Origin of the sequence: Roseovarius sp. (assembly GCF_040219995.1) — a bacterium.
Classification (GTDB): Bacteria; Pseudomonadota; Alphaproteobacteria; order Rhodobacterales; family Rhodobacteraceae; genus Roseovarius.
Map to the genome: position 1 here is coordinate 1 of NZ_JAVJUC010000027.1, position 2,875 is coordinate 2,875.

Here is a 2,875-nt window from a genome sequence, read left to right on the forward strand (position 1 = left end):
TTTTCCAAACAAGTTGGATTTCAAACCTCTTTGTCGCCTCGCTGGCGCTATTCCTATTCATTGCCGAGCCCGCCCTTGCACAGAGCATCGATCTTTCCCCGATCCAGAGCTTGTTGCAGGGCATTGTCGATGCGCTGACCGGACCTCTTGGTGTGGTCATCGCCACACTCGCGGTCCTCGGCGTTTTCTTGAGCTGGTTCTTCAACATCATCGACCTGCGCCAAGCGCTTTGGGTCCTCGTGGGCATCGCTGGTGTCGCGGCTGCCCCCACCATCGTTGCCGCGGTCTTTGCCGGTGGCTGAGCGCGCGCCTCTCTTTCTCGGCCTCGTGCGGCCGCCCAAGCTTCTGGGCCTGCCCATCATGTATGCGATGGTCTGGCTCTTTGGCTCGGTGCTCCTGTTCGTCTGGGTCCAGCATATCGCGGTGCTGGGTGTCGCCGCCCTTCTCTATCCGGTGCTGTGGAAGGCCGCGGATTGGGACCCGCGTTTCATCGACGTGATGATGACGGCGCTGCAGGAGACGCCACCCACGCGCAACAGGTCCATCCATGGCGGGGACAGCTATGCCCCGTGATGACGCCCGTGATGCTGCGCTCGATGCCCGCACAATGACGCCGGACTGGTATGCGCGCGAGACCCGCCTCGCGCATATGCTGCCCTATGTGAGCCTCGTTGACGACCAGACCGTGCGGACACGGGTGAACGAGCTCTTCCGGTGCATCCGGCTCGAGGGGATCAACAGCTATACGACCGACGACGCCTATCTCGACAAGGTGACGGCGCTTTTTGCCCGTATCGTCGCGCAGCTTGGGCCAGAATTCAGTTATTACGTCCACAAGGTCTCAAAGGCCATCAAACCGGATCTGGACCCAATTCGTGAGGACAGCTTCGCGGGCGAGGTCGACCGGCGTTGGCGCGCCAAGCTCGAAACCAGCGGGCTCCGCGACAAGACGCTGACGCTCACCGTCATTCACCGCCCACCGCCCAAAAGCCTCCTGCCGTTCCTCAGCCGCAGCGCGCCAGACCGACTGAGGGAGGAGACTCGCAAACGCCTGCAGCGCCTCGGCGAGGCCGTGAACGTCTTCCTTTCGGGCCTCACCGAGCTCAAGCCGCGCCTGCTGTCGGCTGCATCGGGGGAATTGGTGGGGTTTCTGGGCGCGCTGAACACGGGAACCGAGCTGCCGCTCTACCCTGCCAATACCTACGGCTTTCTGTCCTTCAACGTCGCCAATACCCGGGTGACTTTTCACGGAGACCATTTCGAGCTCTCGGAAGGCGTCGTGGGCCATCGCTACGGCAAGAGCTTCACCATCGGCGAATATTCCGAAGGCACCTCCTGCACCATGTTCGACATGCTGAACCTGCCGGTCGACATGATCGTCACGCACTCCTTCACGCCGATCAATTCGAACCTCATGGCGGGCCGCATCAAGCGGCAAAAGCGGCAGATGCAGGCGAGCCAGGACGCGGCCCTCTCGCTCATGGAAGCCCTCGACATCGCCGCCGATGATCTCGAAGCCAAGCGCCAGAGCTTCGGCGAGCATCACATGGTCGTGACGCTCTTTTGCGACACGCTCGAAGAGCTGCAGACGCTCAGCGCCGAGATCGTGAACGCCGCCGCGACCGAAGGCGTGAAGATGATCGGTGAGCGGGTCGCCGCAAAGGCCCATTACCTCAGCCAGCATCCCGGCAACCAGCCCAAGCGCGTGCGTGCCAGCGCCGTCACCAATCGCAACTTCGCGGATTTTGCGGCCTTTCACCGGACACAGCTCGGCAAACCCGCCGCGAAAACCCCATGGGGCCGGGTCGTCACTTATTTGCCCACGCCGGAGCAGAGCGCCTACCGGTTTTCCTATCACGAACAAGGCTCGCCCGACAAAGAACCCACTAGCGGCCATACCCTGATCATGGGACGGCCCGGGTCGGGCAAATCGGTGCTTTCGGCCTTTCTGATGACCCAAGCCCGTCGCGCAGGGGCACGGATCTTCGTCTTCGATTACCGTCTTGGTATGGAGATGGCGGTCCGCGCCAATGGCGGGCGCTACGCGTCCCTGAACGCCGGTCAGCCCACGGGCCTCAACCCGCTCTGGACCGAGACCGATGCGCGCGGCACGGCATGGCTGTCGGACTGGCTCACCACTTTGCTCTATCGCGCCGACAAGCCCCTGACGCCAGCACAGACCAATCGCATCCAGGAAGTGGTGCGCCAGAACGCGCAGGCCTCCAATCCGGCCCTGCGGAACTGGCGGGATTTCGCATCACTTTTTGTGTCCACCGATGATGGCGGCGATCTGCACCAGCGCCTGCTCGAGTGGACCGAAGACGGCCGCTATGGCTGGATCTTCGGGCAGAGCCTCGAGGACACGTTCTCGCTCAAAGGGGATGTGGTGGGCTTCGATCTGACCGGCATTCTCGACAGCGAGGCCGACAAGGAGCGGATGGCGGTTCTCTCCTATCTTTTCCGCCGGGTCGAACGCGAGATCGAGGATCGCCGCCCCACCATCATCGTGATCGACGAGGCCTGGAAGGCGCTCGACAATGCGTATTTCGCCGAGCGGCTGTCGAACTGGCTGGTGACCGCGCGCAAGCAGAACACCGTCGCGGTGATGATGACGCAATACGCAAGCCAGCTTGAGCGCACCCGAACTGGCAAGACCATCGTCGAGGCCGTGCCGACGCAGATCCTGCTGCCCAATATCCGCGCGCAGCCTGCGGATTACGCCATGCTGAACCTAACGGAGAAGGAGCTCGACGTCCTTCTCAACACGGGCAGCAACAGCCGTTTGGCGCTGATCCGCGACGACCAGGGCTCAATCGTCGTCGATGCCGATCTCAGTGCTCTCGGGCCCAATCTCACCATCCTCGGCGGCATGGAG

At 62.6% G+C, this 2,875-nt stretch carries 3 protein-coding genes; all 3 read left to right on the forward strand.

The window, feature by feature from the left end; genetic code table 11:
* Positions 1–17 precede the first annotated feature (17 nt).
* The gene (locus RID11_RS12640) at positions 18–302 is read left to right on the forward strand and encodes a TrbC/VirB2 family protein (protein ID WP_037931816.1); all 285 of its coding nucleotides are present in this window, start codon (positions 18–20) and stop codon (positions 300–302) included.
* Positions 295–573 (forward strand): VirB3 family type IV secretion system protein, encoded by a 279-nt coding sequence (locus RID11_RS12645; protein WP_012187324.1) that lies wholly within the window; start codon positions 295–297, stop codon positions 571–573. The genes RID11_RS12640 and RID11_RS12645 overlap by 8 nt, the downstream gene beginning before the upstream one ends.
* Positions 563–2,875 (forward strand): VirB4 family type IV secretion/conjugal transfer ATPase (locus tag RID11_RS12650; protein ID WP_350139663.1); only part of this gene is annotated, 2,313 nt, incomplete at its 3' end. The genes RID11_RS12645 and RID11_RS12650, both read left to right, overlap by 11 nt.